The following is a 25,780-nucleotide window of genomic DNA, read 5'->3' on the forward strand; positions in this document are numbered from 1 at the left end:
CCGTTGCGCTATTTCCAGTACGACCTGATGAAGCCGCCGACGGCTCCGGCCGCGGCACCGACGCCGGCGCCGACCGCCGTTCCCACGCCGGGCACGATGGATCCGACGACGGCACCGATGGCCGCCCCGGTCGCCGCCCCGGCCAGCGTCCCGGAGGCCACCCCGGCGGCCCGGCTCCCGGTCGCTTCGGTGACCGCGCTCTCCACCTTGTTGCCCACGTAGCCACCGGCCACCAGCGCACCCGCCGCGATGCCGGTGACCGGGTTGGACGACGCGACGGCGAGCGCGCTGCTGGAGACATTGACGGCCGCGTCCGCCTTGTCGGCCGTGCTCTGCGCGGTTGCCGCCTGGTGCAGGCTGGCGGCGAGGGCGACGGGTCCGGCCACCTTGCCGACCGCGCGCAGGACGGGAGCCGCCGCGCGTACCACCCGGGCGGCCGTCCCGGCGGCACGGGCGAGGCGCCCGGCGGTGGCCGCCGTCTTGGCGACGGTGGCGCCGGTCCCGGCCGCCTCGGCCGTGACGGCGGTGGCCGCCGCCGCGGTTCCTTCGCCCGCGGCCGCGGCGGCGGGCGCCTGCCCGGCGGCCGCTGAGGCCTGCTGGGGCAGTTGGGTCAAGGTCGACGGGTCGATGCCCACGGTGCGCAGTGCCCGGTTGACCAGACCGGCCTCGGTCGTGGCACCCGTCGCGATACGCCGTCTGATCGCCGAGTTGATCGCGTCGGCGAGCTTCCGCGGCGTCCTGTTGAGCGAGGTCATCGCACCGCGGGCGTCGCGCGTGATCGCCTCCAGTTCCTGTACCTCGGAGAAGGGCCGGGTGAGCATCTCCCCCGCCGCACGGCGGAACGCCTCCTCGCCCTCGGTGGCCGCCTGGGCCAGCGAGAACGGCGGTCGCGGGGCCACCACCCGTGGATCGATGCGAGCGCCCTTCGACACCTGGTTGGTCATGGATTCCAGGAACTGCTTGTTCGCCGGATCGTCCCAGCTGCCGCCGCGCGCGACCGCCTGGATCTCGTCGATGTTGATCCTGGCGGCGGCTCCCCTCAGCCCCTTGCCCACGGCTCGGGCGCCGCTCTCCAGGCGGCTCAGCGCCTGATCGATGTCGGCGTCCGTGAAGGGGATGTTCGACCGCCCGGTGGGATCCACGAAGCGGGTCGGCGAAGACCGCGCGTACTCATAGCCGTTGGGGCCGTCGGCGGTGCCTTCCGGGTCGCTGCTGATCCATCTGCCCAGCCAGGGCGCGTAGTAGCGGGCCCCGTGGTAGGAGAGGCCGGACTCGGTGTCGCGTTCCTTTCCGGTGAAGCGGTATCGCTTCGGGGTCTCCGTCCCGGCGCGTACGGCCTGGTAGGACGTGCTGCCGTACGGGTAGTACTCCTCGTAGGAGATCACCCGCGCGGTCTCGTCGAGTTCGAGGACGGACGAACCGAGGTGGTCGGTGAGTTGGTAGCGGATCAGCTGTTCCGGGCCGGCGTCGTCGCCGAGGGTGCGGGTCTCCACGAGTGCGATGCGCTGCTGGTCGTCCAGCACGTGGAGCGTCTCGCGCTCCACGCTCACCTGTCCGTCGGCGCCGAACTCGCGGTGGATCTCGAAGGCGCCGAGGTAGATGCGTTCGGACATGCGGCGGGGGGCGGCGCCCGCGGCAGCGGTGGCGCTTTCGGTCACCTTGCGGACGCGCTGGCCGGTGGCGTCGTAGACGTAGTACGTGGTCTCCGGCACGCCGTCCGCGACCGCCTGCCGTGCGCTGGACCGGAGGCGGTCCTGCGGATCCCAGCACATGACCGGCAGTTCGGGCATCTCCGTGATGCTGCCCTGCTGGTCGTAGCGGAACGGCTGGGGCGGGGCCGCCTCGCCTCCGGCGGTGGTGTGGCTCAGGCGGTTGCCGTGCCGCCCGGGTTCGAGCAGGCTCGGCTCGGCGTAGGCGTAGGCGCGGGTCCAGCCGGAGCCGCCGCGGGCCGTCGTACGGTGGGACACCCGCTGGATGTTGCCGACGGCGTCGTAGACGTACCGCTCGATGTAGCGGCTCATCGCCGCGCCGTCGCCGGGGTGGCTCAGTCCGGCCCGGAGTGCGTCGGCCGCCTGCGGCGGGACCGGTCCGGTCTGTCCGAGGTGCTCGCGCCCGGTCGCCTCGACCAGGCGGTACAGCGCGTCGTAGACGTAGGCCGCCTCCGGCCGGACGGCCTGGTTGCGGAAGAAGACCGTCTGCTGGGCCCGGTCGTCCACCGCCGTGATGTTGCCCACCGGGTCGTAGGTGTGGGCGAGGTCCTGGAGGCGCCGGCCGTTCCGCTCGGTGCGCACGCCGGTGAGCCGGAAGGTCGCCGGATCGTAGGTGTAGCCGGTGCGGCTGCCGTTGCCGTGTGCGATGTGGGTGCGCTGGCCGCGGGCGTTGTAGTCGAGGCGGGCCACCAGGACCGTGGTCTCGGCGGCACCGCGCAGTCGTCCCGTCAGCCTGTGCAGCAGTCCGGCTTCGTTGTAGACGGGGTGGAGGACGCTGCCGTCCGGTGTCGTCACACTCGTCGGCCGGTTCAGCGCGTCGTAGCGGGTAGTGCCGGGGTAGCTGCGCTCTTCGGTCTCGACGTCGTGGTTCCAGTCGGGGGTGTCCTGGTACCGGCGGGTCAGGCGCCGGTCGGCGGCCAGGAGGTTCCCCTTGAAGTCGTACGACTCGTGGGTGGCGACCCCGGACTCGTCGAACCGCCGGTGGACCTGGCCGCGCAGATTCCGCGCCGCCGCGTCCGGCTGCCCCTCGCCGTACTCGGTGCGGTGCTGGAGCACCTCCCCGGCGAGTCCGGGGCCCTGGACCCAGGAGCGTGCCGGGCGGTGCAGGGGGTCGTACTCGGTGCGGAAGCGGAAGCCCCGGGAGTTCCAGCTGTAGCGGGGTTTGCCGACGACGTCAGCCAGCAGGACGCCGCCGCCGGTGTCCATGCCCGACCGGGCGACCCGGCTGCCGAGCATGTCGTACCCGTACCGCACGACGGCCCGGCCCAGAGCGTCGCGCAGCTCCCGCTCGTTGCCCTCGATGTCGAGGCGGGAGCGGGTGGCGGATATCTCGTCGACGGGGTTCCCTTCGCGCAGGAACCGGTTGTGCGCGACGGTCAGGAACGTGCGGCCCAGGGAGTCGGACCAGGAGCGCGCCGGTGTCCCCGCGTGCAGCGCGGTCTGTTCGGCCGCGCGCTGTTCGGCCGGCCCGAGCCGGCCGTCGACGCGGCGGGTGTACCAGGTCGTCCAGCCGTCGATGCCGTCCAGGTGGCGGCTGACGTATCCGGCGACGTCCGGATCACGGCGGGGATCGGTCAGTACGGTGTCGTTGCCGTCCCAGGTCTCCTGCCGCCAGGGGCCGAACACCGTCTTGGCGTAGGTGGCGTCGGGGCGCAGTTCGGCGACGACCCGTCCCACGGGGTCGTAGAAGCGCACCGTGCCGACCCCGGTGGCCGCGGCGAACTCGAAACGGTGGGTCGCGGTGAAGAACGGCTCGTACTCGCGGACCGGGTTGCCCTTGTTGTCGAAGATCGTCCAGCCCGTCCCGGCCCAGCGGGTGCCGAGCTCCGGACCGCCGTCGGTCAACGGGCCCGGCTCTACGAGGGACTTGCTCTGGACCGTCCGGCCGAAGCCGTCGGAGTAGTCCAACTTGTGCTGAACTCTGGTGTGTTCGCTGGGCGCGAGGTCGCCGGTGTGGATCTCGCGGGCCAGTGTCGCGGTCACGCAGGGCTGCGGCTCCGCGTCGTCACGGGTGCGCCAGTAGGCAAGCGGGTCGTAGACGACACGGGTTCCGGCGTCCCCCAGCAGCGCCGCGGGGTCGGTCGGCGGATCGGCGAGGTAGCCGGTCACGGCCTCGTCCGCCGGATCCGGGTCGAACCCGGCGAGCGAGTCGCCGAGCCGCTCCTCGCGCTTTCCCCGCACCGCCGTGCCCGCCACCCTGCCGAGTGCGTCGAAGCAGACCTCGGCACGGTTGCGGTTGGCATCGGTGACCAGCCGGGGCTGGAGCACCCGGTAGTCGTTGCCGTTGCCGAGGGCCCGCTCCTCGGCGTCCCGCTCGCCGACGGTGACGAGGTTGCCGAGCGCGTCCTCGGTGCCGGTGACGAGCAGGTCGTACCCGTCGTAGCGGACCGTTGTCGTCGCACCGAACGGATCACGGAAGCGGTGCGGCAGGAAGAAGTGCCGGCGGGCATAGGAGGATTCGGCCGCGGGGCCCCCGGAGGCGTCCGGGGAGTAGAAGCTCCGCCCGGAGGGAACCCACCAGGCGCCCTCCGCCTCGACGTAACCGCTCTCGGCCAGCATCGCCGCGTCCACCCGGTCCCCGTACAGCGCGGCCGGCAGCCCCGGGGACAGGGCCCGGCGGTAGCTTTCGTACGGCAGCGCGAGCGCTTGGAGCGAGCCGAGCGGCAGCGGTCCGGTCAGGTCGTCACGGCGGAACAGCGTGCGGGTGTGCTCGATCAGCCGCCGCGCCCCGGTGGCGGGCGTGGCGTCCCACGCCTCGTAGGGCAACTCGACGGTGATCGCGGCGAGCCGGTCGCGCAGTTCGGCGAACGCGTAGCGGGTGGGCCGGGGTGCGAGGCCGCGGATCTCGTAGGAGCGGGCCGCGCACTGCCGCGGGGTGCGGTGCGCGTCGGTGGTGTCGACCGCGTTGGTGTAGTCGTTCTCGGTGACCATGACGTACGGGCGCTGCTGCGCCTCCCGGTCGGCAGGGGTGAGCACCGGGTCGGGGTCGGGGTGGCGGCGGCCGTAGCCGACGGATGCGGAGCGCAGCGCGTTGCCGTAGTCGTCGACGTCCAGGACGAGTTCATGGCCGATGCGCGGATCGGTCTGCCGTTCGTAGTGTGCGGTCAGTGTCTCGCGTGGGGAGCTGAGGAAGACCGCGAGGGGCAGGTCCGTCGCGTCGGGGGAACGTGGCACGGCCGGCTGGAGGAGTTCGACGGTGTAGTTGTGTTCGGTGACCAGATAGGGCCGGTCCTCGGCCGCGCTCCCGTCGAGGGCGTAGACCTCCTGACGCAGCGGGAGCCCTTTCAGCGCGCGGTGCGCCTGTCGGGTCTCGTCCGCCGACAGCCGCCAGGGCAGGGGGGTGCGGCCGGTGCGCCGGACGGCTTCGGGCAGCACCGAGTCGGGCAGGCGCAGGTCATCGGCGAAGTACTCGTGTGCGTACTGCCGGGAGATCCGCTGTCCGTCGAGGAAGGCACCGGTGTGGAACCAGGTGCGGGTGAGCACCGGCGGCACGTACGAGCTCGGGTCGAGGTTCGCCGCATCCGGACACGTCCCCTGCGTCCCCTCGGGGCCGAGTGCGGCGAGCACTTCGGTGTCCCACTGCTCGACCATGCCGAATCCGCGGAACTCCCGCTCCACACCGTCGAAGTAGCCGTGGTGGTAGGCGTAGCGGGTGGTGAACCGGTTGCGGTTGATCCGGTCGGCGGTTTCGACGCGTTCGACGACGTGCACCGGGAACGGCAGGCGAGTGGCCCACGGCCGACCGGCCTCCTGGTCCGCGACGGAGAACCGGGTGGAGGGCGCGTAGCGGATGTGCGTCTCCGCGCCCAGATTGTTGCGCGCAGAGACCAGGAGGTGGGGCTTCTGCCCTCCCGTCAGGTCGAGGTAGCGCAGCTGCCGGCCGGTGTCACCGGGCAGGGCGGAGGACCAGACCAGGCAGGCGGTCCCGTTGCCGAGCAGGTCCACGGCGCTGACCTGAGCGGCGTCGTCGGCGCGCGGGAACGGTACGCCCAGCGGCCGTGCCGGTCCCCATCGGTTGCCGGCCTGGTTGGCGAACAGGCGGGCACCGCGCGGGTGCAGGTAGATCAGGTCCGCGGTACCGGACCCGTCGACGTCGGCCAGCCGGACACGGGACGGGCCGAACAGGTCGGCGTCGTCCAGCCACGGCGCGTCGTCCATCGCGACCTTGGCCCCGAAGCGGCCGTGGCCGAGGTTCGGCCAGTAGCACGTCTCCCCGTTGCGGATCCGCACCAGGTCGGCGAGGCCGTCGCCGGACATGTCCGCGAGGTGGATCGACTGGGTGCGGTCGGCGAACACCAGGCGGGGGCCGCGTTCCTCGTCGTCGGGTATCCAGACCCGGCCGGCCGCGCCGAATCCGTCCGCACCGAGCGCGGGGTGCCAGGTGAAGACCTGCTCGCCGGTGATCAGCACATCCGCGTGCCCGTCCCCGCTGAGGTCGACGAAGCGGAGACCGGGGTCGTGCCAGTCAATGTCGGGGCGGGCGCGGAACGGCCGGAACACGCCCCAGTCGCGGTCCTCGGTGCGTTCGGTGAAGCCGGGTAGCGGCCCGCCGAGCTCGACCAGGTCCGGCCGTCCGTCGCCCGCCAGATCGAGCAGTTCCTGGCGCCCGCCGCCCAACGCGCCCTGGCTGGGCCGGCCGATCGCGCGCACCGGCCCGAAGCGGCCACCGCCGAGGTTGGGTGTGTAGAACCAGGCTCCGGCCTGTTCGGTCAGGGCCCCGGAGAGCCCCTCGCCGTCCAGGTCGATCCACCGGTACGTCGTTCCGTCGAGGCCGGCGGGGAGACCTGCCAGGCTCTCGGGATCGAGGGTGTGCACCCTGTCGTCGACGCGCGCCTCGCTGTAGCCGAGTTCGAGAGGCGGCAGGGAGCGGCTGAGGTATCCGCCGCCGGGACGGCGCCGGAATCCGCGCTGCCGCACCGACTCGATGCACGAGACGACCGGCTCACCCCGCACCGGGTCCCCGCGATAGGTGAACTCGGTGGCCCGCACCAGGCAGTCGGCGCCCACCCCGGGCTCGTCGGGAAAGTGGTGGAACATCAGCATCCGGTGGCACAAGCGGTAGCTGCGGACCTCGAAGCCGGATCGGTAGGTGGAGAACGGGTCCGCCCTGCAGGTCCAGGGCCGGACTTCGGCCGGCACGGGGTTCTGCTCGTCGTGTTCGCCGTAGTCGAAGACCACCTCGAACAGCCAGTCCGCCCCGGACCCGTCGGAACCGGCCTCCTCCGAACTGGCCCACGCGGGGAGCCGGTTGCCGTACCGGATGCGCTTGAGGTAGCGCTGGGCGGACCGGTCGTCGCCGCCGCGGTTGCGTTCATGACTCGCGGCGAGGTCGACCGCGACCGCGTCCTCGGCCTTGTACTCGTAGCGGATCGCGTTGCCGGTCCCGTCGTAGCTCTCGCAGATCAGCCAGGTGGACACCCGGCCCGGATCGCAAGGGTCGGCGACGCGGCTCTGCGCGCTGCGACCGTAGACGGTGGTGACGTTCTCCTTGCTCACCGACCGCCAGTGCGTCTCCCCCGAGTACGTGTCCGTCCACCGCTCGATCCGCGCGAACAGGCCCTCGGTCCTGGGCCGGTAGCGGCGTACGGCAAAGGTGCGTCCCGCCTCGGTGCGGGCCCGCTCGACCGGCGCCCAGTGGCCGCGCCCGTGTCCGTGCCCCTGTCCGTCGAGCACCGGGACGAGGTCCTCGGCGCCGGACAGGACGAAGGTGTCCTCTGCTGCGCCGGGGCCGACGTCGGAACCGGGCCATGAGCCGGCGAGCGGATCGCCGCCGGCCACGGGCTCGTCGCGGTAGGCCGGCACCCCCTTGTCGGTCTTACGGGAGACCGAGGGCAGACCCAGGTGCCAGCCGAGGCCGAACGGGCCGTTGCCGGCGCCGGAGTCGTAGGAGAGCTCCAGTGACGGACCGAAGCCGGACCGGCCGGGGCTCACCGCCAGCGGCACGGAGAGCGTGCCGGTTCCGGTGACCGGGTTGGCGCTGAACTTCTCGCCGATGCCGCGGATCGCGCCACCGCCCTTCGGCAGCGACACCGACGGCGCGGATGCCGGGGACGCCACGGCGGGCGCCGCCGGGGTCTGCGGGGTACCCCTGCCCGCACCGTCGGCCGGTGCGGATCCGTGGGCGCGCGCCCGGTCCGTCCAGGGGTCGCCGGCCGGTGACGGGTCGTATGGGAGCATCTCGGCTTGTTCCCCTCCGGTCGCCACCGACCCCTGATCCGGTGTGCAGGTTCTCCTACTACAGCCCCTCGCCGTCACAGTGGCGTCACAGGATCCGCACACCCTCCACGGCTCGGCTTCACCCCTGTGCACCTAGGGGAATTCCACGGGGAATACCTGCTCAGCCATCCTGATCTGCTCGGCGAGTCCACAGGTCACCAACCGGGCAAAGGCGGACGCGGCACCAAGTGGTGGACGCGGCACTAAGTCGGGCTGGGCCCCTCGGCGAAGTGCGGCAGGATCATCTCGACCAGCGCGGCGACATCGGCATCGACCATGGGCTCGCCGGTCATGCCCATCCGGTGGAGCAACGTACCGACCACGACGTCGATGAAGAACAGGACCCGGTTCTCCGGCTCGCCGAGCGCGTCCTGGAGAGCGAGCCGATACGGGTCCTGCAACCGCGCGGACAGGATCTCACGCAGGGCCGGGTCGCTGACGGCGTCGCTGAACACGCCGGCGAACGCGTCACCCACCCCGGGCTCGCCGATCTTCCCCGCGATCCACCGGATGGTCGAGGACATGAGCTCGGCGCGACCGGTGCCCTCCAGCGGCGCCGGGCCGAACGCGTCCAGGAGACAGTCCACGATCAGCTCGCCCTTCGACGGCCAGCGCCGATAGACCGTCGACTTCGCGACGCCGGCCGCGGCGGCGATGCGCTCAACCGTGGCACGCGCGTAGCCGAGTTCCTGAACCGTGCTCAGCGTGGCGGCGAACACCACGGCGTTGACGCCGGCACGCGGACGGCCGGGTGGTCTGGCGGATGTGGTCGATGCCATACCCACACGATACCTTTTTTCGCTACCTTAGGTATCGATACTCGAGGTAGCGAAACTCTCTGAGCGAGGAGAAGGCATGAACGAGGTCACTGGCGAGGTCACTGCTACGGAGCGGCCGCCGGAGCCGAACTGGCCGGTGATGACGGCCGAGGAACTGGCCGCCTACCGCGACGCGGAGAACCGCTTCCGTGCGTCCAGCGCGGCGCGGGCGATCACCGGCGCTCCGGATCCCGGCGCCGTGATGGAATGGCAGAAGGCAGTGCTGCCCGGCCGTGAACTCCCGGTCCGGGTGTACCGGCCGGCGCCCGGGCGCGGCGGCGAAGTCACCGGACGGACGGACCTGCCACTCGTGCTCCACGTGCACGGAGGCGGGTACGTGGGCACGGCGGTGCAGAGCGACTGGGTCAACAGCCACCTCGCCGCCCGGCTGCCCGCCGTCGTCGTCTCGGTCGAGCACCGCCTCCTCGCCCCCGACAGCCCACTGTCGGACGCCGCCGACGACGGCTGGGACGTGCTCCGGCACGTGGTGCGGCACGCCGCGCAGTGGGGCATCGACCCGGCGCGGGCGGCCCTGTTCGGCGAGAGCTGCGGCGCGTTGATCACCGCCCTGGCGGCGATCCGGGCCAAAGAGGCCGGCCTGCACCTCCAGGCGCAGGTGCTGGTCAACCCCGCTGCCGATATGACCGACACGATGCTCGACCACGCCTCGGTCACCCGGCACGCCCACACCCCGACCCTCGCCGAGCCGCAACTGCACCTGTTCCGGCGGCTCGCCGTTCCCCCGGGCACCGACCCTCGTGGGCTGTCGCCGCTGTATGCCGACAGCCTGAAGGGGCTGGCCCCCGCGCTTGTGGTGGTGCCGACCCACGACCCGCTGGCCGATCACGGCCGCCGCTACGCCGAACGGCTGCAAGCGGCGGGGACGCCCGCGCAACTCACCGAATACCCCGGAGCGGGGCACGCGTTCCTCAGCATGCCGGGCGTGGCGCAGCAGGCCGAGGCCGCGCGGGCGGAGATCCTCGAATTCCTGCGCGTCTCCCTCGCCGCATGACTCGAACGTCACAGCCCCGGACCCACATGGGTCACCACCACCACGCACCATGGAGGCAGACATGGACGTAGACATGGAGGTAGACGCAGTGCAGCGCATCGGCATCATCGGAGTGGGCGAGATCGGCCGAGCCATCGTGACGGGCCTGCGTCACGGGGGCGGCGAGTCGCCAGAAATCTTCCTCTCCCCCCGGGGAGCCCGCACTGCCGCGGAGCTGTCCGAGCGCTACACGGGGGTACGAGTGTGCGCCGACAATCAGGAGGTGGTGGACCGCTCCGAGCTGGTGATCGTCGCCGTACGCCGCCAAGACCGGCACCATGCCCTGGCCGGCCTGAGGGTGGACGGCCGCAAAGTGGTGGTCAACGTGATGGCCGGCGTCGGCAACGACGACCTGCGACGGATACTCGCCACCGATGCCCCGCTGATCCGAGCCATCCCCCTGCCGGCCATACGCGAACGCCGCTCCGTCACCGTGACGTACCCATCGCACCCGGAGGTGAACTTCCTCTTCGAGCAGATGGGTGGAGCGCTCCCCGTCGCGGACGAAGCGGCCTTCAACGTCTTCTCCGCGCTGACAGGAACGCTGACCGCCCACTACTCGTATCTCGCCACGCTCACATCGTGGGCCGCGGACCAGGGCATCGCCTCCGACGACGCCGACCGCTACCTCCGCAACCTCTTCCAGGGTGTCGGCCGCGCCTTGAGTGACGAGACCCGCTCCCTGCACCAACTCGCAGCCGACCACGAGACCCCGAACGGAAACAACGAACGCATCCGCACCACATGGTTCGACCCGGCCAACTCCGAAGCCCTCAAGAAGGCCCTCGATGACCTCCTTGCCGATCTGAAGTAGCCCGGGCAAAGGGCTCGCACCCGAAGCCGCCCCGTGAGTCGACCGCGAACCCACGGGGCCATCCCCCGACCTCACCCTCCTGTGCGGAGAACTCCAGCAGCTGCCGCGGACTCAGTCCCGCGTCTCGCGGAACCGCTTCAGCACCCTGTGCGCGCCTCCCGCCAGGACACCCACCGCCGCCACGGTGTAGACGAACTGCGGAGTCTGCCAGCCACCATTGGCGTCGGACAGGAAGGCGGGGTTGAACAGCTCATGCCGATGCAGGACCCACGCCAGCGGCAGCGCGAAGGCCGCCTCGGCGCCCACGGTCCAGGCCGCCAGCGAACGCGTCCACACCCGCACCGCCCGGATCGCGTCGAGTGTCACGAGGCCGACGAGCCCGGCCAGGATCGGCCAGATCCAGCCCGACCACAGGTCCGGGTTGAGCACATCGAGGCGTAGGCCGCCGTCGGTCTGGTACGGCTGCGCGGTGTGCTGCCAGACGATCAGGGCGATCAGCAGCGCATGCCACGCCACCCCGGCGTAGGCCGCCGCGCCATGCTCCTTCGGCACGCCGCGGTCGGGCAGGTCGTCGGGCGTCCAGGCTCCCCTGACCGCGCCGGACCGTGTGTCGGAGCGCTTGTCCGACCGCTCTATCAGGGCGAACACCACGGTGAGCCAGGCGATCATCTGGGCGCCGACGGAGAGCACCGCCCCGACGGCCCCGCCGATCACCTCGTCGGCTCCCCGGCCGTCCATGACGTCGAGCACCGCGCTCAGGGCGATGACCATCGGCAGCACGGTGGACAGCAGGACCGTGAGGAGCCGTACGTACGTCGGGTAGAGCCCGGGCCCGATCAGTGCGAGCGGCCGGTCCGCATACTGGGCGGCGAGCCGGATCGGGTCGCCCATCTCCGTGAGCACCTCGCGCTCGGCGGTCTCCGGGGCGGCCGAGCCGCGGGCCTCGACGGTGTCCGCGATCGTGGCACGCAACTCGTCGGCCACGTCGCCGCGCCGGCCGGCCGGGATGCGCCGGACGACCTCCGCCACGTAGCGGTCGGTCAGCGTGCCGTTGCCGGACGCATGGAACTTGCTCAACGGTCCCCCTTGGTCAGTTGGTCAGTTGGTCAGTCGTGCTATCGAGGCGACGAGGTCCTGCCATTCGCGCAGCAGTCCGGTGCGGACCCGAGTGCCTTCGGGGCTGACCCGGTAGAACTTGCGCGGTCTGGACTCGTCGGTGTTCCACTCGCTGATCAGCAGTCCCTGTTTCTCCAGGCGGCGCAGCAGCGGATAGAGGGTGTTGCCGTCGACGGCAATCCCGGCATCGCCGAGCGTTTCCAGGAGCGCGTAGCCGTACTGCGGCTCCTCCAGGAGTGCCAGGCAGGCCAGGACGACCGTGCCGCGGCGCAGCTCCTGGGCCTGGCTGAGGATCAGTTCATCGGTGCCCACACAGGAAACAGTACTGTGTGTCGCACACCATTGTCACCTCCACGGTATGGGGAGGTGACAGTCCGGCTCTTGCCAGGCGCGCGCAACGACCGAGGGCATCCCCAGCCTCGGGGCCGGGGATGCCCTCGGTCGTCGCGGGTGCCGGTCAGCGGCCGGCGTGGATGACCTTCTTGCCGTCCTGGCTGAGCGGGACCGGGATCGACAGCGGGGCGCTGCGCAGCCGGCCGCCGTCGAGATCCTTCTGGACGACGTTCACATTGAGGGACACGCCCTGGCCCCCGCCGAACTTCCCGCTCGCGAAGGCGTCCACGCCGTCCGGGGTGATCTCATAGCCGGTGGTGTCCACGATCGAGTGCGTGCGGCAGTCGCGGAACACCTCCTCGATGGGGACGAACCAGAGCCAGTGGTAGTCACCGTCGTGATTGAGGTCGACCTTGTCGTTGAACCAGATCGCCACGGCTCCCGACATATTGACGGTGGCCGTCCAGTCGATGTCGTACTTCTGCGTGCCGATCACAAGGGACGCCTCGACGACCGACTTGGCCGGGATCTTGATGGGAAGGTCGACGCTCCAGTTCTGAGTCTCCTTGTGGGTGAACTCCTGTGTCGACGAGAGGCTGGCCTCGATCGAGGTGGTCTCGGTGACCTTGGCCACGGCCGGGATCTCGGCCGATACCTCCATGGAGACGCCGATCTTCAGCGACTCCGTCACGGAGATCCGCAGGTCCTGTTCGGTCGTCTTGCTCTGCTTGTACGTGATCTGCTGCTCGACCGACGAACCATTGCGGTAGTTGGTGGTCACGGAGCTGACCTGGCCCGGTATGGGCGAGGGGGCGTTGGGGTCGTAGGTGATGCCGCTGTACTTGGCTCTGACCTGGTACTTGTGGTAATCGCCGAGCGCGCTCTGCTTGCCGTAGTCCGTGGAGGCGGTGAAGCGGCAGCCGTTGGAACGCGGGAACCGCTCCCGGGCCATCCACTTCCCCCACTCGTCCGTTATCTCCTGGAGCGAGCGGGCGGCCGCCTTCCGCTTCGAGGCGGCCTGCTGGGCACTTTGCCGACCGGGGGCCGCGGACGCGACACCCGCGGTGGCCAACGAGACGGGCACGGCCGCAGCGAGGCCGGCGACAGGAGCGAGGGCGAGAACACGCCGTCGGGAGACATGGCTCATGGAGGTCCCGATCCGATAGAGGCGGATGATAGGGGCAGAACGGAGAAAACGTTCTTGGCGGCCATGCAATCGGTGATCTCCCGCAACGCCTAGGGACTTTGGTCCCGAAGTCAGAGCCGGACCGGGCGGTGGAGGCGATCGTGCGTCCAGGGCGGTGCCGGTCCCCAGGCGGTGGCGCGGCTACGCGTGTGCATGGAGGTCTGCTGGGCAACTCACCCACATCCGAGGAGAGTTCTGACTACCTTGTTCTCCATGTTCTCCATGGAACGTCGGCGCAGCGGAGAGAGCGTGCACATCCGTCTCGGCACGTCCGGGGCCGGAGACGGGGAGGGGGAGAGGGCCACCCTCGACTTCTGTGCATGGCTGAGGCAGACCCCCGAGGTCCGGGAGTACGCGGACATCAGCCTCCGTCCCGCGCAGCAGGACGACGCGGAGACGATGGGAGCGGTCGAGATCATCGACCTGGTCCTGGGGCATGGATTCGCGGCCCTCAACCTGGCCCTCGCGTACGCGTCCTGGCGCGGCGCTCGCCCCTCCGCGCCCGCCGTGACGCTGACGACCAGCCGTGGCTCCGTAACGGTCCACGGCGGCTCCGACGAAGAGATCGGCCGTATCGTGGCGGCTCTCCATGGCAATGCGCCCGATGCGCCCGGTGCCGACGGCCCTGCCGACACCGGCGGAGCGGGAGAGGACAGCAGCGACCGGGGATCGTCCGGCGCCCGATGAACTCGCCCTTTCCCGACCCCGCCCGGTCTCGTGCGGTGCTGATCGGAGTGGCCGACTACGAGAGGCTGCCGGATCTGCCCGCCGTCGACAACAACGTGAGCAAGCTGAAGGAGTTGCTCACGGACGACGACCTGTGGGGCCTGCCCGACGAACACTGCATCGAGCTGTCCGGCGAGAAGGTCGCCTCCGCACAGGAGGTCATGCACACGCTGCACACGGCCGCCGAGGAAGCGAAGGACGCCTTCCTGGTGTACTTCGCCGGCCACGGCCTCTCCCCGCTCAAATTCGGCCTCCATCTGGCCCTGCGCGGCGGGGATGCCGAACGTCTCTACAACGCCCTGGATTTCCATCACATCCGGCACGTACTGATGGAGGTGTGCACCGCTCGGCAGCGCCTCGTCATCCTGGACTGCTGCTACGGCGGGCGGGCGTTCGCGGACCACCTCGGCGCACCGCACGAGGAACTGGCCGACCTCACGGGGATCAAGGGCACCTACCTGCTGACGGCGGCGTCAGCGACGGCTCGTGCCCTAGCCCCGAAGGGCGAGCCGTACACGGCGTTCACCGGCGAGGTCATCAAGGCACTCGACCAGGGCATTCCGCACGGCCCGGACCTCCTCGACGCGGATTCGTTCTTCAGGCATGTCCGCCGCAAGCTGATCGCCAAAGGCCGTCCCGAACCCCAGCAGCGCGCGGACCATTTCGGGCACCGCATCGTCCTCGGGCACAACCGGTGGGACCAGGCGGTGAGCCGGGAAGCCGCCGCATACGCGGAAGCCCTGGGCGCGGCCGTCAGACCCGTCCTGGACGGCGGCGGCGGTACGCACCGGGACGCTTCTGCCACCACGGCCGCCATGGCCGCCATTGCCGCCGCGCTCGGTACGGCCGGGCCGGACAGAGCCCTCGCACTGTCCCCGGCCCAGGTCAAGCGCTACCTCAAGGGCGGGAGCATCGCTCCCGAGGAGGTGCTCGACGCGGTCACGGACTTCATCGGTTCATGCGGCAGTCCGCTCCCGGCGCCGGAACTGGCCCGTCTGCACGCCCTGCGACGCGCCGCCCAGCGCGCGAGCAAGGACACGGACACACAACTGCTGTACTGGCGGGAGGAGGCGGACAGACTCAAGACCGAGTTGGACGACCTCGCCCAGGTGCTGGACGGATCGGCGCTCGTCGAGGAACGCGACAGGCTGCTGCGTCAGCTCGATCACGCCCGGCAGTACGTCAGGGACACCGCGGACGAGCTGGCCGCCGAACGGGAGAACGTCCGCCTGCTGCGGCGCGAGGTCGAGGTGCTGCGCCGGCAGGTGCGCAGACTTCTGGCTCCGGAAGCGACGGCCAGGACCGAGGACGGGACCGAGGAGTCGACGGCGTATGAGTCGGCCGTCGGCGCGAAGGTGCCGGCCGTGGTGGTGGAACAGGGGCGCGCCGAGGGCTGTGATGCGACGGCTACGCCCCCTGCCGGGCCGGACTCGTCCTCGGCCGCCCCCACGGTGCGGCGACACCGGCACCCCCCGCACCGGGCGCCGGCTGTCGGCGGCGGCCTCGTCGCCGGACTGTCCGTTCTGGTGGCGGCCTATCTTCTCGTCGGCTGGTTCGTCAGCCTTGACACGATCGATCTCAAGCCCTCCGGCGGCCGAAAGCCCACCGTCGCGGGGGACACCTACGTCTGGGATGTGGCGGGCAGGGCGGAGAGCACTTTCACAACGGACGCCGACGCCCCCACCGACCGCCTTCAGGGCAGTCTGCGCCTGGAGGCGGGAAGAGAGTGCGCGGGCAAGCCCGTCGAAGCGGAATGGGAGATCGCTCTTGACGGCCGACGCCTCAGGAGCGGAACGGCGAAGGTCGTGAAGCCGGGCACAGGCACAAAGATCGCGAACGACTTCCCCTACGAATCCACCGTGGACGGCGTGGACAACGTGGACACCATCACGCTGAGCGTCGGTTCGACCGGTGCAGCCGGTACGTGTGACACTTTCGGCCTGGTGTGGGAGGGACCGCGCCTGTCCAAGCGCTACGACGTGTCCTATGTCCTCTGACGGGGAGGCAGACGCGGGGGCGCGTGACGCCGGACGCAGGGCGGGGAGAGGAACCGGACGCAGCGCGGGGAGGGGCACCGGCTCAGCCGTCATCCTCACGATCGTGGTAGTGCTCACCGGCATGATCCTGGGGATCTTTGCGATGCAGCCCTTCTCTCTGATCCACGCCGATCACGGATCGGCTTTCGTCTTCCGTACCGAAACGGTCGGCGGGCAAGGCGCCAACGAACACCGCTTCCTCACCTGGGACGTACGCAAGCGCGCCGAAACCAGCTTCCGCCCCGAAGGTCTGGGCCGCGGCTTCGGTTTCGACGGCCGCACACTGCGCGGAGAGCTCACATTCTCCACACCCCGCGGCTGCGCCGACCGGCGCATCCGATGGGAGATCAGCGTGGACGGCGATCGTGTCGGCAGCGGCAGCTTGAGATGGCTCCACACGTACACGGTGAAGAACGATTTCGTCATCAACCGCACTCCGAACGCGGTCGCCCTCACCATGTACTGGGACGGCGGTGATGCGGCCTGCCCCTCCTTCAGTGCCGAATGGAAGGACGCGCGAGTGGAGCGGGGGCCAATCGGCTAGACGCAGCTCCGCTCTGACCTCCCTGGGACGCCGCTCCGCTCTGACCTCCCTGGTGCGAACGGTCAGTTGTCGAGTGTGATCGCGGTCTTGGCTCGCTCCACGGACTCCTCCGCGGCCGGCCCCCCGGGGTTCTCCGTGGCGAGTGCCTGATTGCGCGCTACGAACGGGCGCAGTCGTTCCTCGTAATGGGCAAATGCCGTGCGGTGGTCGGCGCCCGCCTTGCGGATTTCGTCGGCCAGTACGTAGGAGCCCACCAAAGCCAGACTGGTGCCCTGGCCGGACAACGGCGACGGGCAGTATCCCGCGTCGCCGACCAGCACCGCCCTGCCCTCCGACCAGCGATCCAGGTGGATCTGAGCCATCGCGTCGAAGTAGAAATCGGGCGCTTCCCACATGGCCTTCAGCAATCCCGGGGTATCTCCGCCCTGATGTGACATCCGGTCGGCGAGGATCGATTTCTGCTGCTCGATATCGCGGTAGTCGTAGTCAAGGGGGTCCGATGTGAAGCCGAGGGTGGCCCTGATCTCGGTGTTGTTGCGCACCGGGTAGACGCAGTAGCTCGCGGCACCGTCCTGGAGCCACACCTGCCAGTCATCCAGGTTCAGGAAGTTGTCGGTGCTGAAGACGGCCACGTAGGAACCGAGATGGCGGATGAACTGTCGCTCCGGGCCGAAGGCGAGTTGCCGCACCTTCGAGTGCAGGCCGTCCGCACCGACCACAAGATCGAACGTGCGGTCCCGGCTGCGTTCGAAGCCGACCCGTATGCCGTGCACGCCTTCTTGAAGGAATCTGACCGAGTCGTCGAAGAGGTACTCGATACCCTCATGGCATTGCTGGTACAGCAGTTGCGTGAGGTCCTCGCGCAACAGCTCGATGTCGTCGCTGTCGAGCCGCCCACTGCTGAGAGTCATCTCGGTGGAGCGCCAGAGTTCGTTGCCATCGCCGTCCAGCATCGACATGCCACGCATCCGGGTCCGTGCCTGCTGGGCCTGCTCCAGGAGGTGCATCCTGTCGAGGACGTCGAGCGCGACACCGCGGACGTCGATCGCCTGGCCCCCTGGACGCACGCCGGGGGCACGTTCGACGACGGTCGGCGCATAGCCGTGTTGGTGCAGCCAGTAGGCGAGGGTGAGTCCGGCGACGCTGGCACCGGAGATGAGTACGGTCTTCATGGAATCTGGAATCCCTTCTCCATACGGTGTACGCACTGAATGTACGGCGTACGCGCAGCGCTGCCAAGTGCCGATTTCCTGCTGCTGTCCTAGCGCAGCGAGGGTCGCGAGCGGCATCTTCCCTGATAATCTCTGTCCTAGTACAGGAAGAAGGAGGGCACGGTGGCCTCGGAAATCATTCCGCCCTACCTGCGCATCGTCGCGGAGATCCGGCGACGCATCGAGGACGGTGAACTCGCTCCAGGCGACCGAGTTCCGTCGACTCGTCAGATCGCCAAGGAGTGGGACGTGGCGCTGGCCACCGCGACGAAGGCACTGACCACCCTGCGCCAGGAGGGTTTCGTACAGGCCCGGCCACGCGTCGGGACCGTGGTGGCACCCCCTCGCCGCCCGCCGCGAGGCCGGCGCCCCCGCCCAACACCCGCGCCCGAACACGAACTGACCCGCGCGCGCATCGTACGCACCGCCATCGACATCGCCGACTCAGAAGGCCTGGACGCGCTGTCCATGCGGGGCGTCGCCGCACGCCTGGGTGCCGGCACCATGTCGCCCTACCGCTATGTGAACAGCAAAGACGACCTTGTGCTCCTGATGGCCGACGCAGTCCTCGGCGAACTCTCCTATCCCTCCGACCCCCCTCGGCACTGGCGGGCCCGGCTGGAGCTGGGCGCCCGGTCGCTCTGGGAACTGCACCGCGCACATCCCTGGCTGGCGCAGATCGGCCCGCTCACCCGCCCGCTGATGCTGCCCAACCTGATGGCCTACTCCGAGTGGATGCTCAGCGCCCTGGACGGGCACGGACTCGACCCGGCGACCATGCTCAACCTGAACGTGCTCATCTACAGCTACGTGCAGGGCATCGCGGTCCACCTGGAACGGGAAGCCCAGGCCGAGGGTGTCACGGGCCTGTCCGAAGAGCAGTGGCTCGACGCCCAGCTGCCCGCCCTTGAGGCGATCACCGCCTCCGGCGAGTACCCGACGTTCACCCGGGTCATCGAATCCCTCGGCGAAAACGGCTACGACCTGCGCTTGGACGAGCTGTTCGACATCGGCCTCTCGTCCATGCTCGACGGCCTGGCCTTGCTCACCGGGGAAGCCAAGTGATCAACAGGCCCGGGTCGCTCAGTGTCCGCGCCGGCGGCGGGCCCGCACGTGCCGTCCCCGCAGGCGTGGCGGGGACGGCGCGGGGGCAGGTTGCAATGACCGAGAGTGCACCTCATGTGCCCGTTGGGTCACAGGTAACCTTCCCGGAGGGCATAGGCCACGGCGTGCGCCCGGTTGCGCAGGTGCAGCCGGGTGGTGAGCTCGTGCACCACGTTTTTGACCGTGCGTTCGGAGTAGGACAGCTTGCTTGCGATCTCCCCGGTGTCGAGCCCCTCGGCCACCAGCCGCAGCACGTCGACCTCACGCGGTGCCAGGCCCGAGGAGAGTGCCCCTGGGCGGCCCGTGGTGGTGCGGTGCAGCGCCCCCACCTGGTTGATGAGCCGGCCGAGCAGGTCGGCGGGCAGGTCGCCGTCGCCGCGCGCGGCCGCACATACGGCCTGTACCAGCCGGTTCCCGGTGGCCTCGTGGCGCCAGACGATGGCGCCGATCCCGCACTCGATGATGTCGAGCAGCTCGGTCTCCCGCAGTGCCCCCACCACGAGCACGGCGCGGCCTCCTTCGCTCCGTGCGATGCGGCGCAGCCGGGTCAGCGCGGCCTTGTCCAGCGCTTCGCCGACCAGCAGGCCGACCGTGCCGGGGCCGCTCCGTGGCTCCTCGCAGAGCTCGATCTCCGGGTGCCTGCGCAGCTGGCTGCGTACGCCCTCGAAGGAGATCGGATCGGCCGCGTGCACCGTCACGGGTATCGGCCCGTCGGTGGGAGCCACCGTGCGGTCCGTGGTTCCCAAGGAGTTGTCCAAGCGTTCCCCCCATGCCCGGGGCCCCGCCGACTGGGTGGAATTGATGGCCGGTGTCATGACATCAGCCTCTTGCAGGGGCAGCGGCACGGGCAATCGTGGAGGACCACGAGGCCTACCACGAAATCACCGTACGGACTCCACGAGCGGGGCCCGTAGGGAACCCGGCGGGCGCAACAGGAGGCAGGATGTCAGGATCGCTGGGACTACCGGGAGCGCCAGGAGCGCCGGGACCACCCGAACCACCGGGCCCGCTGAGCCCGCCGGGTGAGCACCGCGACGCGGTAGCGCTGTTGGCCGCCGAGGCGACACGTGCCAGGGCCGGCGCCGGCCGTACGGTCCTGGTGCGCGGGGCGACGGGCACCGGGCGCACCTCCGTGCTGGAGGCCGCGGCCGAAGACGCGGCCGCGGCGGGTATGCGGGTACTGCGTGCCCGATGCTCCCCCGGCGACAGCGCGCTCGCCTTCTCCGCCGTACTGCAACTTCTGGGGCTGTCGACGGAGTTCGCCGGTCTGTCCCCGGGTGTCGACGAGCGCAGCACCTCCGCGAAGCTGTGGCGGCTGCTGCGCTCGTACGCCGACGAGGGGCCGCTGCTGCTCGCCGTGGACGACGTGCACCTGGCCGACCGGTCCTCCCGCCAGTGGCTGGCGGAGGCCGCCCGGCGCCTCGACCGATTACCCGTGGTGCTGGCGGTGACCGAGCGCAGCCAGTACGACGTGGACCCGCCGCTCCCCGGCATCGCGCATGCACTGCCGCCCGCTCTCGTCCGTACCTGCACGCTTGCGCCCCTGGGCACCGGCTCTGCTGCCGAGCTGGTGCGTTCGGCGTTCTCCGACGCGCCGGAAGCCTGGGCCGACGACTGCGTGCGGGCCGGCGCGGGCAGCCCGCTGCTGCTGCTCGCCCTGCTGGAGGACCTTGGGGGCGGGGTACCGGCGGCCGGCACCGTGCCGGAGTGCTGCGCCGAGCTGTATCCGGGCGCGTACCCGGCTGCCGTCGCATGGTGGCTGGACAGCACGGGGCCGCTGACCGGCGAAGTGGCGCGGGTGCTGGCGGCGCTGGACGAGGGGTGGGCGGAACCCGCCCCGGCCGGGCATCCGGTCCCGTACCCTGCCCCCTCCGCCACCGCGGCCCTCGCGGGACTCCTCGCCGGGCCGACCGGGGCCGACCCGGCACGGATCTCCGGCTGGCTCACGGCCATGACCCGGCTCGGCGTGCTGCGCACCGCACCGGACGGGCGCCCCCGCTATGCGCATGCGCTGCTGCGCGACGCGGTGCTCGCCGATGTCCCGGTGACCCGGCGGCAGGCGGTTCACCGGGACGCGGCCGAGGAGATGCTGCGCCGTGGCGCGCGCGTCGAGACCGTGGCACGGCAGTTGATGCGGGCCGGGCCCGTCGGGGAGCCGTGGGCGCTGACCGTACTGGTGGACTCCGCGGCCCTGGCCGCACGGGACGGCCGGCCGCCCGGCGATGCAGTCGCGTTTCTGCGCCGTGCCCTGGAGGAGCCGATGCCCGACGCCGACCGGCAGCGGCTGTTGACCAGGCTGGGCTCGCTGGAGCACGCCGCACGCGACGCCTCGGCGGGGCTGTCGCGCTTCGCGGAGGCGCTGCGCCTGGAGGGCACGCCGCAGGGCCGGGTGCACGCGGCGGTGGCGCTGGGCACCGCCCTGGCGGGCCGCGGCAAGGTACGGGCCGCGGTCGACCAACTGCGCGAGCTGGACGGCGAGCTGACCGACCGCCCCGATCTGGTGCGTACGGTGCAGACGGCCTCGGCACTGCTCTCCGACCACGACCAGGGGGTGCGGCAGGAGGTGTACCGGTGGCTGACGGAGACCGCCGAGCACTCCCCCGAACTGCTCGGCGCCGCCGGGCAGATGCTGATGGTGCGGTACGCGTCGACGGCCGGACTGACCTCTGCGGACAAGGCCATGAAGCAGGTGCGGGACCTGCTCGCCGAGCCCGCCGACCCGCTGACCGAACCGTTCCTGCTGGGCACGGCCGCCGCCGTGGCCCAGTGGGCCGACGAACTCGACGAGGCCGAGCGCCTGGTCGAGCGGGGCCTGGCCGGGCAGCACCCCGCCCTGCTGCACCCGATGCACGAGGCGATCCTGAACACCGGGATCGACATCGCCGCGGCCCGCGGCGACTACGCCCGCCTGCTGGGCGCCCCGGACGCCCTGGACACCGAGGCGGGGCACGCCGGCCCGTGCAACCGGCACGGGCACGTCCTGATCGCGCTGGTCGAGACGGGCCGTATGGCGCGGGCCGAACGGCTCGCGGCGGCCTTCGACCTCGCCGAAGCGCCGGACTCCTGGGAGCTGAACCGCTTCCTGTATGCCCGTGGTGTGCTGCGGGCCGCCGCTGCCGACCCGGCGGGCGCGCTCCACGACTTCCTGGAGTGCGGCCGGCGCCAGTCGGCCCGCGACGTGATCAGCCCGGTGGTCACCCCGTGGCGCACGGCGGCCGCCGAGTGCTGCCTCGCGCTCCACAACCCGCAGGAGGCCGTCGCGCTGGCCGAGGAGGAGCTGCGCCTCGCGCAGGTGTGGGACACCCCCCGACCGGTGGGCCGCGCCCTGCGCGCCCTGGCCATGGCGACCGGCGGCCGCCACGGCCTGAAGCTGGCCTCGGAGGCCGTACGCATCCTCCGCACCGCCCCCTCGGCCGAGTCCGAACTGCTCCCCGCCCTGATCACGGAGGGACGCGCCCTCACCGCCGCGGGCGACCGGGCCCGGGCCCGCGACTGCCTCCACGAGGCCGCCGAACGCGCCGAACGCCGCGGCGCCGTCCGCCACCGCACCCTCGCCGAGCAGGCCCTGCGCGACCTCGGCGCCCGCCACCCGCATACCTCGCGCACCGGCCCGTCCTCCCTCACCGACGGCGAACGCCGCATCGCCGAACTCGCCGCCACCGGCCACACCAACACCGAGATCGCCGCCCTCCTTCACCTCGCCCGGCGCACCGTGGAGACCCATCTGACCAGCACCTACCGAAAGCTGGGCATACGGAGGCGGGGCGAACTGCGCGCGGCCCTCCTGGCCGGCACAGGTCCACCGGTGATGCCGACGACGCCGGTGATACCGGCGAGAAGGTCACACCCGTGATCCAAGAACTCCGTGCGGCGTTATCACAGTCCCGCGAGGAGTCGCGAGAAAGGAGTTCCGAGAGTCACGAGCGAGGCAGGAATGGGGAAATCCGTCATGACGGCGTGCCCTGGTCGGCAGGATGGGGGCATGGACCATGAGGATGTGGAGCCGGGCGCGGCGCGGCCGGTGGTGGTGCGGGTTCCGGTAGAGCCGGTCGAGTCCGCTGTGGAGGCGGACGCGGTGGACGCCGTGGTGCGGGCCGGCGCGTTGGCGGTACGTGGCCCGCGGTTCGGGGTGGCCGCGCAGAGTGCGGAGGACGGGCCGCGGTGGCGGGTGGTGGTTCCGCTGACGGACGGCTGTCCGCAGCTGGCCCGCGACAACCTGAACTCGCTGTTGTGGTTCCGGGCGAAGGACGATGTCCAGGACAGGGACGAGCGACGTGCCCTGCTGGCGGCGGTCGCCCGGCTGGAGAGCGAGCGCGTCAACGATCTCACCGTGTGGGGGACCCGCTACCGGATCGTGCGCGCCGAGGAGTACGCGGGCTTGGGTCCGGACGGCTTCGAGCAGCCGCGTCCGACCGATCCGGAGCCTGTCACCCCCGACTGGGACCGGGGCTCCAGGGACGCGGAGATCGATGACGGTCTGGTCCTGGATCCGGACGCGCCGGTCACCCCCACCCAGGCCGCGGAACGGCTGACACTGCGCGGTATGGCCTACGCCGGCGCCCCGTACCCCGACGACGTGCTGGCCGATTCGCACCGGGCCCTGGACACCCACCCCGACGTCCTGCTGCTGCCCGCGACGTTCCTGATCGTGGAGCGGACCGCCACGGGATGGAAGCCGGGCAGCGGCCTGCATGCCAGTGCTCAAGACGCCCGTAAGACACTGGACTTCTCCCTGACGTACTGGGAGCCGCGCAGCCGTGGTCTCATCCCCATGGACTCCGGCACGGATGTCGACGCGCGCACCCTCGTCGCCGACGGCGCCGCCGCCGCGGGCTCGGAGCTGGCCGCGTATGCCGAGGCCGCCGAGCGGCTCCGCGCCGGCCGGGTCAACCAGCTCGAGGTCCATGGCACCGTCTACCGGATCGGCCGCGCCCGCCGCCTGCTGCGCTGGGGCCCCGACGGTCCCGAGGGACCGCGCCCGTCCGATACCAGCAGCCACGGCCCCGACCGTATCCACCCGTTCCAAGACGAAGACGGCAACGTCTTCTACGGGGACGTCGACGACGAGGAGTAAGCCTTCCGGCCGGTCCAACGGCCACCGGGTATCTGGCATTTCCCTCAGTCTTTCTCGCTCAGGATGGTGGCGCGCGGCGGCTCGGGCCCGATGAACAAGGCCCGCAATCCCCACCGGGACAGCGCCGTGGAAGCCCTGCGGGGAAGAATCCTGTCGGCGAAGGTCAGGTACTACCAGCGTGTTCGAGAACCAGCAGAATCCCTCTCTGTCACGGCGTCGTCTGCTCGGACTGGCCGCCCTGGGCGGCGCCGCCGTCGCCGGAATGACCACGATTTCCGCCACCCCGCGTGCCGCGGCCGCCGAAAAGCGCGGTCCGCGGGCCGGCAGCGGCTCGTTCGTACCGGCCGTGGTGATCGGTACGGGATATGGCGCCGCGGTATCCGCGCTGCGGCTCGGCGAGGCCGGAATTCCCACGCTCATGCTCGAAATGGGCCGACTGTGGAACACCCCCGCCGACGACGGCAATGTCTTCTGCGGAATGCTCGAACCCGACCGCCGTTCAAGCTGGTTCAAGTCCCGCACCGAGGCACCGCTGGGCTCGTTCCTGTGGCTGGATGTGATCAACCGGGACATCGACCCGTACGCGGGCGTGCTGGACAAGGTGCACTTCGACCAGATGTCGGTGTACGTGGGACGGGGGGTGGGCGGTGGTTCGCTGGTCAACGGCGGTATGGCCGTCGTGCCGAAGCGCGCGTACTTCGAGGAGGTCCTCCCACGGGTGGACGCCGCCGAGATGTACGACCGGTACTTCCCGCGGGCCAACTCCATGCTCGGGGTGAACCACATCGACAAGGGCTGGTTCGAGGAGACGGAGTGGTACAAGTTCGCGCGGGTCTCGCGCGAACAGGCGGCCAAGGCGAGCCTGGGCACCACCTTCGTCCCCAACGTCTACGACTTCGGGCACATGCGGCGCGAGGCGGCCGGTGAGGCGCCCAGGTCCGCGCTGGCGGGCGAGGTCATCTACGGCAACAACCACGGCAAGAAGAGCCTGGACAAGACCTACTTGGCCGCCGCGCTCGGCACCGGCAAGGTCACCATCGAGACCCTGCACCAGGTCAAGGCGATCCGCCGGCAGCCGGACGGCAGCTATGTGCTGTCCGTGGACCAGACCGACGCCGACGGCAAGGCCGTCGCCCACAAGGAGATCGCCTGCCGCCATCTGTTCCTCGGCGCCGGCAGCCTCGGCTCCACCGAACTGCTGGTGCGCGCCCGGGACACCGGCACGCTGCCCGACCTCAACGCCGAGGTCGGCGCGGGCTGGGGCCCCAACGGCAACATCATGACCGGCCGGGCCAACCACATCTGGAACCCCACCGGGGCCCACCAGTCGTCGATCCCCGCCCTGGGCATCGACGACTGGGACAACCCCGCCGCCCCGGTCTTCGCGGAGATCGCGCCGATGCCGGCCGGCCTGGAGACCTGGGTCAGTCTCTACCTGGCGATCACCAAGAACCCCGAGCGCGGCACGTTCGTCTACGACAAGGCCACCGACCGGGCCGTGCTGCGCTGGACCCGGGACCAGAACACGCCCGCGGTCGACGCCGCGAAGTCGCTCTTCGACCGGATCAACAGGGCCAACGTGACGATGTACCGCTACGACTTGTTCGGTCCGCACCTGAAGAACTTCTCCGACGACTTCAGCTACCACCCGCTCGGCGGCTGCGTCCTGGGCAAGGCCACCGATCTCTACGGCCGGGTCGCGGGCTACCGCAACCTCTATGTCACGGACGGCGCGCTCGTACCCGGGTCCATCGGAGTCAACCCCTTTGTGACCATCACGGCGCTGGCCGAGCGGAACATCGAGCGGATCATCGCCGAGGACGTCAAGGCCGCGTAGCAGCG

General features: G+C 70.8%; 16 protein-coding genes. 9 read left to right on the forward strand and 7 right to left on the reverse strand.

Annotated elements, in window-relative coordinates; genetic code table 11:
* Nucleotides 1-8 precede the first annotated feature (8 nt).
* Both ACFY12_RS27395 and ACFY12_RS27400 read right to left on the reverse strand, forming a co-directional pair.
* Nucleotides 9-7,886, reverse strand: coding sequence for a SpvB/TcaC N-terminal domain-containing protein (locus tag ACFY12_RS27395; protein ID WP_390718567.1), 7,878 nt, complete (start codon nt 7,884-7,886; stop codon nt 9-11).
* A gap of 242 nt (nt 7,887-8,128) precedes the next feature.
* Nucleotides 8,129-8,704 (reverse strand): TetR/AcrR family transcriptional regulator, encoded by a 576-nt coding sequence (locus ACFY12_RS27400; protein ID WP_390718568.1) that lies wholly within the window; start codon nt 8,702-8,704, stop codon nt 8,129-8,131.
* A gap of 76 nt (nt 8,705-8,780) precedes the next feature.
* On the opposite strand from ACFY12_RS27400, the gene ACFY12_RS27405 reads away from it, so the two are divergent.
* Together ACFY12_RS27405 and ACFY12_RS27410 are read left to right on the forward strand one after the other, a co-directional pair.
* A complete protein-coding gene (locus ACFY12_RS27405; RefSeq protein ID WP_390718569.1) occupies nt 8,781-9,755 on the forward strand; it encodes an alpha/beta hydrolase in 975 nt (324 codons plus the stop codon).
* 61 nt (nt 9,756-9,816) lie between these two features.
* Nucleotides 9,817-10,608 (forward strand): NAD(P)-binding domain-containing protein, encoded by a 792-nt coding sequence (locus ACFY12_RS27410; protein ID WP_390718570.1) that lies wholly within the window; start codon nt 9,817-9,819, stop codon nt 10,606-10,608.
* Nucleotides 10,609-10,719: 111 nt separating this feature from the next.
* Here the strand turns inward: ACFY12_RS27410 and ACFY12_RS27415 are convergent, their stop codons facing one another.
* The 3 genes from ACFY12_RS27415 to ACFY12_RS27425 all read right to left on the reverse strand — a co-directional run bounded on the left by ACFY12_RS27415 (nt 10,720) and on the right by ACFY12_RS27425 (nt 13,204).
* Nucleotides 10,720-11,685: an HAAS signaling domain-containing protein gene (locus ACFY12_RS27415; RefSeq protein WP_390718571.1), complete on the reverse strand. Its 966-nt coding sequence runs from the start codon at nt 11,683-11,685 to the stop codon at nt 10,720-10,722.
* A gap of 21 nt (nt 11,686-11,706) precedes the next feature.
* Nucleotides 11,707-12,036 (reverse strand): PadR family transcriptional regulator, encoded by a 330-nt coding sequence (locus tag ACFY12_RS27420; RefSeq protein ID WP_390718572.1) that lies wholly within the window; start codon nt 12,034-12,036, stop codon nt 11,707-11,709.
* Nucleotides 12,037-12,181: 145 nt separating this feature from the next.
* A complete protein-coding gene (locus ACFY12_RS27425; protein WP_390718573.1) occupies nt 12,182-13,204 on the reverse strand; it encodes an ETX/MTX2 family pore-forming toxin in 1,023 nt (340 codons plus the stop codon).
* 252 nt (nt 13,205-13,456) lie between these two features.
* Between ACFY12_RS27425 and ACFY12_RS27430 the strand changes: the two genes are divergently transcribed.
* From ACFY12_RS27430 to ACFY12_RS27440, 3 genes are all read left to right on the forward strand, one after another.
* Nucleotides 13,457-13,930, forward strand: a complete 474-nt coding sequence (locus ACFY12_RS27430) for a hypothetical protein (protein WP_390718574.1) — start codon at nt 13,457-13,459, stop codon at nt 13,928-13,930.
* On the forward strand, nt 13,927-15,966 hold the full coding sequence (locus ACFY12_RS27435; RefSeq protein WP_390718575.1) for a caspase family protein: 2,040 nt from the start codon (nt 13,927-13,929) through the stop codon (nt 15,964-15,966). The genes ACFY12_RS27430 and ACFY12_RS27435 overlap by 4 nt, the downstream gene beginning before the upstream one ends.
* A 103-nt stretch (nt 15,967-16,069) precedes the next feature.
* Nucleotides 16,070-16,549, forward strand: a complete 480-nt coding sequence (locus tag ACFY12_RS27440; RefSeq protein ID WP_390718576.1) for a hypothetical protein — start codon at nt 16,070-16,072, stop codon at nt 16,547-16,549.
* 62 nt (nt 16,550-16,611) lie between these two features.
* On the opposite strand, the gene ACFY12_RS27445 is transcribed toward ACFY12_RS27440, so the two are convergent.
* Nucleotides 16,612-17,721, reverse strand: a complete 1,110-nt coding sequence (locus ACFY12_RS27445; RefSeq protein ID WP_390718577.1) for an FAD-dependent monooxygenase — start codon at nt 17,719-17,721, stop codon at nt 16,612-16,614.
* Between the two features lie 162 nt (nt 17,722-17,883).
* Here ACFY12_RS27445 and ACFY12_RS27450 point away from each other — a divergent pair, with 162 nt between their 5' ends.
* A complete protein-coding gene (locus tag ACFY12_RS27450) occupies nt 17,884-18,825 on the forward strand; it encodes a TetR/AcrR family transcriptional regulator C-terminal domain-containing protein (protein ID WP_390718578.1) in 942 nt (313 codons plus the stop codon).
* A 128-nt stretch (nt 18,826-18,953) separates the two neighbouring features.
* Here ACFY12_RS27450 and ACFY12_RS27455 read toward each other — a convergent pair whose 3' ends face one another.
* Nucleotides 18,954-19,679, reverse strand: coding sequence for a LuxR C-terminal-related transcriptional regulator (locus tag ACFY12_RS27455; protein ID WP_390718579.1), 726 nt, complete (start codon nt 19,677-19,679; stop codon nt 18,954-18,956).
* A gap of 128 nt (nt 19,680-19,807) precedes the next feature.
* On the opposite strand from ACFY12_RS27455, the gene ACFY12_RS27460 reads away from it, so the two are divergent.
* The 3 genes from ACFY12_RS27460 (at nt 19,808) to ACFY12_RS27470 (ending at nt 25,775) form a co-directional block, all read left to right on the forward strand.
* A complete protein-coding gene (locus ACFY12_RS27460; protein ID WP_390718580.1) occupies nt 19,808-22,717 on the forward strand; it encodes an AAA family ATPase in 2,910 nt (969 codons plus the stop codon).
* A gap of 129 nt (nt 22,718-22,846) precedes the next feature.
* On the forward strand, nt 22,847-23,938 hold the full coding sequence (locus tag ACFY12_RS27465; RefSeq protein WP_390718581.1) for a DUF5954 family protein: 1,092 nt from the start codon (nt 22,847-22,849) through the stop codon (nt 23,936-23,938).
* Nucleotides 23,939-24,116: 178 nt separating this feature from the next.
* Nucleotides 24,117-25,775: a GMC oxidoreductase gene (locus ACFY12_RS27470; protein WP_390718582.1), complete on the forward strand. Its 1,659-nt coding sequence runs from the start codon at nt 24,117-24,119 to the stop codon at nt 25,773-25,775.
* The last annotated feature ends 5 nt before the right edge of the window (nt 25,776-25,780 follow it).

The sequence above is a fragment of the Streptomyces sp. NPDC001339 genome (assembly GCF_042895955.1).
In the GTDB taxonomy this organism is placed as follows: Bacteria; Actinomycetota; Actinomycetes; order Streptomycetales; family Streptomycetaceae; genus Streptomyces.

Coding starts and splice junctions, on each gene's coding strand:
- ACFY12_RS27395 (WP_390718567.1), bottom strand. CDS start 7,886: ATGCTCCCATACGACCCGTCACCGGCCGGCGACCCCTGGACGGACCGG.
- ACFY12_RS27400 (WP_390718568.1), bottom strand. CDS start 8,704: ATGGCATCGACCACATCCGCCAGACCACCCGGCCGTCCGCGTGCCGGC.
- ACFY12_RS27405 (WP_390718569.1), top strand. CDS start 8,781: ATGAACGAGGTCACTGGCGAGGTCACTGCTACGGAGCGGCCGCCGGAG.
- ACFY12_RS27410 (WP_390718570.1), top strand. CDS start 9,817: ATGGACGTAGACATGGAGGTAGACGCAGTGCAGCGCATCGGCATCATC.
- ACFY12_RS27425 (WP_390718573.1), bottom strand. CDS start 13,204: ATGAGCCATGTCTCCCGACGGCGTGTTCTCGCCCTCGCTCCTGTCGCC.
- ACFY12_RS27430 (WP_390718574.1), top strand. CDS start 13,457: ATGTTCTCCATGGAACGTCGGCGCAGCGGAGAGAGCGTGCACATCCGT.
- ACFY12_RS27435 (WP_390718575.1), top strand. CDS start 13,927: ATGAACTCGCCCTTTCCCGACCCCGCCCGGTCTCGTGCGGTGCTGATC.
- ACFY12_RS27445 (WP_390718577.1), bottom strand. CDS start 17,721: ATGAAGACCGTACTCATCTCCGGTGCCAGCGTCGCCGGACTCACCCTC.
- ACFY12_RS27455 (WP_390718579.1), bottom strand. CDS start 19,679: ATGACACCGGCCATCAATTCCACCCAGTCGGCGGGGCCCCGGGCATGG.
- ACFY12_RS27460 (WP_390718580.1), top strand. CDS start 19,808: ATGTCAGGATCGCTGGGACTACCGGGAGCGCCAGGAGCGCCGGGACCA.
- ACFY12_RS27465 (WP_390718581.1), top strand. CDS start 22,847: ATGGACCATGAGGATGTGGAGCCGGGCGCGGCGCGGCCGGTGGTGGTG.